The organism is Caballeronia calidae, from assembly GCF_900044055.2.
GTDB lineage: Bacteria > Pseudomonadota > Gammaproteobacteria > Burkholderiales > Burkholderiaceae > Caballeronia > Caballeronia calidae.
The window spans coordinates 1-5,217 of sequence record NZ_FCOX02000170.1 but is presented as its reverse complement, the minus strand read 5'-3'; the positions used below and the strand labels follow the sequence as shown (position 1 = coordinate 5,217).

Here is a 5,217-nt window from a genome sequence, read left to right as displayed (position 1 = left end):
ACGACCTTTGCTCGGATCGCAACGCTCGTTAAAGCCTCGGACGTGGGCCGCACGGTGAACTACGACGTGATTCTAAAGACCGTCGTCACGACGGTTGACATTGTTATCTACATGGCAAACCGCGAAGTGAAGGAGATTTACTATGATCCGGCGTATCGGCGTCACCAACTCGTGGGCTAATGCGCTCGTTGTGGCTGCTGCGATCGCCGCATGGGCATCGGCCGCGCCGAGCCAAGCGGCGACGCTGCAGGTTGGCTTCTCACCGGAAGGCACCGCGCGCACGCTGGTTCTGAGTGTCATCGAATCGGCCAAGCGCGAGATTCGGATGCTCGGCTATTCATTCACTTCCGCCGACATTATACGAGCGTTGATTGCCGCGAAGCGGCGTGGAGTCGACGTGCAAATCGTCCTCGATCAAAGCGCCAACACGGGGCGGGCGAGCGTGGCCGCAATGAATCGGATCGTGAACGCGGGCATTGCGCTGCGCATCGACAACTACTACGAGATCGCGCACGACAAGGTGATTGTCGCGGACGGGCAGACGGTCGAAACGGGCTCCTTCAATTACACTTCGTCTGCCGAGCACGCGAACAGCGAAAACGCGCTGGTCATCTGGAACTATCCTCAGATTGCCACGCCGTATCTCAAGCATTGGCAAACCCGATGGGAGAAATCCACGCCGTACCGCTCGAGCTATTGAGCGGGGCGCGTGAAGAAGTAATCATACCGCCCCCAAACCCCAAAAGCAGCACGATTTTCAGCGCCGTCACCCCCGGTCGTACGCTGTTGTCGCTAGCGCCCGCGGTACGGCCATCGATGTGTTCTCTCTCGTGAGAAACAAATCCCTGTTTCTCCGCGAACGCCGGACCCGGCACGGGGTTGGATTGCTCTCAAGTTCGCTGACGGTCATCGGGGCAGCGGCTCACAACGCGGTTGGCCCGACTCTCTGTGGCCGCTCGATGTCCGCCTCATCCGAGTGCCAGTGCTGGTCTTCATCCAGTGCGTGTACCGGCTTGCGTCCTTGCCGCATCCCTCATCCACCAATGGCAATATCCGGCCCGCTTCGCTCTTTGCCTGTCGTTCTCGGAGCGGTGTAGTCGGGGCCGTGGTGCGCGTGCGCCTTCTCGGCGTGGCGTTGGAGCTGGCTAATTTCGAGCGCTGCCGTCTTGTCTGCCTCGCGGGACACTGCGGCCGGAAGGCGCTTTGCGTCGTCGGTAAAAATCTCGGCCACGTAGCGGGCGCGCGACACGGCGACGTAGTACACGTCCTTCGCGGTCGTCAGCGAGCGGGTTTCGAGGTTGATGAGAACCTTGTCGCTGGTCAGTCCCTGCGCGCTGTGGACCGTCGATGCGTACGCGAGCGCGGCATACATCGCGTGCTCGGCATCAAGCGTAATGCGTCGGCCGTTCCCCTCCGCGATGATTGCCTTCTCGCGGATCTCCTTCACAGTGAAGCGGTCGCCGTTCGCGAGGTCGAGGTCCTTGTCGTTGCGCGTCATTTTAATTTGGTCGCCCACCGCCAACTCCGTACGCTCGGGCTTGTAGACCGAAAGCTGCGTGATCTGTGCCGGCGAAAACTTCAGTACCGCACCGTCCGGACCGCGCACGCTCAAGCGGTTGCCGGGGCCCGTATCGAGCACGGTGTACTGCTCGCCGCGCCGCAAGCCGCTGCGGTAATCCCGCTCGGGAATGATGATCGCGCCCTTCTCGTAGTATTTGCTGTGCCGCCGTTCAGCCTGTGTCGTATCGAGCCGGTCCAACAGCGTGTATTCCATGCCCGTACCCCTGAAGCCGAGCGCCTGCTGGATGCCGTCGTTGATTTCCTTGCGACTGTGGTTCGTGCCGGTGATCACGAGCGTTTCGGCCCGCTGCGCCGGTGTCAACGCCGCGTAGGCTTGCACGATCGCGCTGTATCGTTCGCTCGAATCTTTGAGCTCGCGGACGTGTGTGACATGCGCGAGCGAATCCGCGGCCTTGCCTGCAGCGGCCAGTTCGACTGCCTTCAATAGCGCCGGGTCTTTTTGGCGCTGAATGATGCGAATCTCAGTCGATTGCATGCCGGCATCGAGAAGCTGTTCGAAGGGCTTGCCCGCCTCGATGGCTTTGGTCTGCGCCGTGTCGCCAAGAAAAACCGCGCGCGCGCCGGTTGCCTCGATGACCTTCATCGTTTCAAGCATCTGACGCGCGGGGATGACGCCCGCCTCGTCAATGAACACGACGGTGTTGTCATCCAGCTTCTTGTTCTTCGCCTTCAAGAACGATTGCAGCGTGCGCGCCTCGATGCCCACATCTTCGAGCGCCTTCTTCTGACTGCCGTAGGGCGCGAGCGCGCTCACCCGATATCCGTAGTCCTCGAGCAACTGTTTGGCGGATTTGACCATGTAACTCTTGCCCACGCCCGCGAAGCCTGGAACGGCCATGAACGGGCTCGTGGTGTCGGCGATGCGCGCGACGGCGCGGGCCTGTTCGACGTTGAGCCCTTCCCGCTCCGCGGTGCGGGTGCGTGTTGCCAGATAAGCGTCGATCTGCTGCGCGGTGATGCGTGGTTCGACCTTGCCACGCCGGGAACGCTCGAGCGCAAGAATGTCGCGCTCACGGCGCTGCGCAATATGGGTCGTGTACCGGCTGCCTGTGTCCTGCAACCGGCCCTTGGTAATGCCGCTGTCCACGATCGCTTTGGCCTGCTCACGGGTGCGATTCCCCGTCATCAGCTCCGCAATCCACTGCTCGCGCGTGAGCGCCGGACCTTCCGGTGCGGCTTCGGCTTTGGCGCGCTTGCCATTTTTCCGCGCCGGGTTCAAGGACCGATATAAGGTGTCCTCCTTGATGAGGTGGCCGCCGTCCTTCGCGCGGCCGATCGCGGCGCGAATGTCGGTCACCGACAAGCGCCCATAGCCGTGCTTCAAGGCAACGGCCAGCAATTCCTCGCCGGTCACGATCGCCTGGCGCTCAGTCAAGCGCTTGATGGCAAAGCGCACAGTTTGATCGGCATGATATTGGAGCGGCTTCTCGATCGGCGGGACGCGGTTGCGGGCTTCCTTGCTGTCATTGCCGAATCCGTCGTTACGGGGGCCGTCGTTACCAACACCGGCCCACTCGCGGCTGTGGAAGTCGACGCCCAGCTCTTTCGCGCGTGCCTGCCATGCTGCGCGCACCTCGTCACGGTCGATTTCGCTCTTGCGCTCGCGCGTCTGCATTGCGGCACGATCGCGCTGCTCCGCGGTGGCAGTCTGTCGGTCTAGCCCCCACTCGGCGAGCTTGGCGTCGATCTGGTTCCGTCGTCCGCTAAATTCGTGGATCTGGTGCTCGGTGAAATGGGCGAGATCAAACGTGCCGTGCCGGTTATAGCGCAGCGTAAAGCCCTCACGCTCCAGCTCCTTCGCCAGCTCCGCTTTATAGACGTTGCCCAGGTGACTCAGTGAATGGACGATGCCATCGTTGACGAGTGCGCGCCACTCGCCGTTTTGCCGCTGCGTCATGTTGAGCACGAACGCGTGCGTGTGCAGGTCGGGATCGACTTCGCGCGACGTTTCATGCCGGAACGTGGCAACAACGAGTTTGCCGGTGCGCTCGATGCTGGTCTTGCCATTCACCGTGGAGCGCGCTGCCGCGAGCATTTCGGCCTCGCGGATGGCGGCGGCAACGGCCTTGTCATGGGCAGCGATGATCTTCTCGTCGCCGTGGACAAGCGCCTGCAGTGACACGCCTTTGGGCGCCGAGAATGTGAGGTCGTAGCCCAGGCGCTCCTTCCGGGCCTCTGAGGGCGTGGTGCGCCGCAGTTGAGTGTGTTCGTCTATTCGACCGTCTAGCAGTTCGGCAAAGCGGCGCTGCTCGACCGTGCCGGACAGGCCCAAGGCCTGCGCGCCTTGGCCATGCCACTGCATGGCGCTGCCATCCTTGGCGTAGTAGTCGTCCGCACTGTCGGTGTAGTAGTTCACCACCTTGCCGACGTTCTGGCGCTTGATCGTCGTGATGTTCAGCATCAGGACGGCCCCATGATTTCACCATCGAGCGAGATCATGCCCGGCACACGATGCTTGCGGGTGTAGGTGACGGGCTCGGTCTTGAATTTCGCAATCGGCAGGTCGCCGGGAAAGGCAAGATAGCCTTCGAGATTCGGCATGCGCATGAGCTCGGACGGGAGCACGACCAGTTCTGGTTTGATTTCTTCGTTCTGGCTGCTGGTGCCCGCCCCACCAAACGTCTTGCGACTGCGGCCCGCGCGATGCCGCATCACTTCGTGCTGGCCGAGCGCACGCGCCATCTTCTCTGCGGTCTTTTCGCCCATACGACCGATGGGAAGCGCCACCATGGTTCGATGGTTGCCGAGCATGGTTTCAGCGAGGTTCTCGCCATAGACATCCACTAACTGCGTGTACGTCTGATAGCCGGACACGACGCGCAAGCCCTTCTTGCGCCCTTTCGTCAGGGCGTCGCCTAAGGTCGGCAGTCGCGCCAGTGATTCCAGCTCGTCCAGATAAACCCAGATGCGCCGGTTTAGATCGGTGCTCATGCCGAGCACGCTGCTGAAAATGGTGTCAACAAAACAGGAGATCAGCGGAACCAAAGCGGCACGCGTATTTTCGGTCCAGGTGATATACAGATTGCCGCCGTTAGGATCCGCGATCCAATCACGCAAGGAGAAATTCCCTTGCGGCATTTCAAGATGCGGCGGGATTTTATTACTCAGCACAAAGCGCGCGCTGCCTGACGCTCGACTGTTGCCCGTAAAGAGCGCTTGGGCGTTCGTTCCCTCAACAAATGCTTCGAGCTCTTCCAAACTCTTGCGATTCGTCCAGTCGAACACTTGATCCATCGTCGGATGGCGCTCAGTGGCATAAACCTTTCGCGCCACTTCGGCGAACAGCAGCCGCCCGTAGTCGTTCCACTCTTCCGAATCTGCGCTGCCCGCGCGTTGAATGATTGAAGCTGAATAACGCTTAAAATCGTAGTCGGCACGAATTTCATTAAAAAATGACCAACCTTCCGAACGCGCATCATAGGGATTTAAAATCTTGTCGCCTTTGCGATAGAAATTCGACAAAAATTCGCCATCAGGATCGAGCACCACCATTCGATCACCACGCGCCAGACAGCAGACCATCATTTCCTTGAAAACCGTTGACTTCCCGGTCCCGGTCGATCCGCCAATCGAAACGTGAGTATTTTCCGCGTCGGTCGGCATGGGAACGCCGGCGATCGTGATTTGCCGTTTTCC

General features: G+C 60.6%; 3 protein-coding genes and 1 pseudogene. 2 read left to right on the top strand and 2 right to left on the bottom strand.

All coding sequences use genetic code 11. The annotated features are described in order from the left end of the window. Both AWB78_RS49060 and AWB78_RS41365 read left to right on the top strand, forming a co-directional pair. A pseudogene (locus tag AWB78_RS49060) lies at positions 1-180 on the top strand (CpaF/VirB11 family protein); the annotation flags it as partial. Then, positions 143-700, top strand: coding sequence for a phospholipase D family nuclease (locus tag AWB78_RS41365; protein ID WP_062612934.1), 558 nt, complete (start codon positions 143-145; stop codon positions 698-700). The pseudogene AWB78_RS49060 and the gene AWB78_RS41365, both read left to right, overlap by 38 nt. Positions 701-1,033: 333 nt before the next feature. Here the strand turns inward: AWB78_RS41365 and mobF are convergent, their stop codons facing one another. Further along, the gene (mobF, locus tag AWB78_RS41360; protein WP_062612932.1) at positions 1,034-3,982 is read right to left on the bottom strand and encodes a MobF family relaxase; all 2,949 of its coding nucleotides are present in this window, start codon (positions 3,980-3,982) and stop codon (positions 1,034-1,036) included. Continuing rightward, a partial coding sequence (locus AWB78_RS41355) for a type IV secretion system DNA-binding domain-containing protein (protein WP_074173709.1) occupies positions 3,982-5,217 on the bottom strand: 1,236 nt, incomplete at its 5' end. The genes mobF and AWB78_RS41355, both read right to left, overlap by 1 nt.

Excerpts from the sequence above, each read along its gene's own strand:
- AWB78_RS41365 (WP_062612934.1), top strand. The coding sequence starts at position 143 with ATGATCCGGCGTATCGGCGTCACCAACTCGTGGGCTAATGCGCTCGTT.
- mobF (WP_062612932.1), bottom strand. The coding sequence starts at position 3,982 with ATGCTGAACATCACGACGATCAAGCGCCAGAACGTCGGCAAGGTGGTG.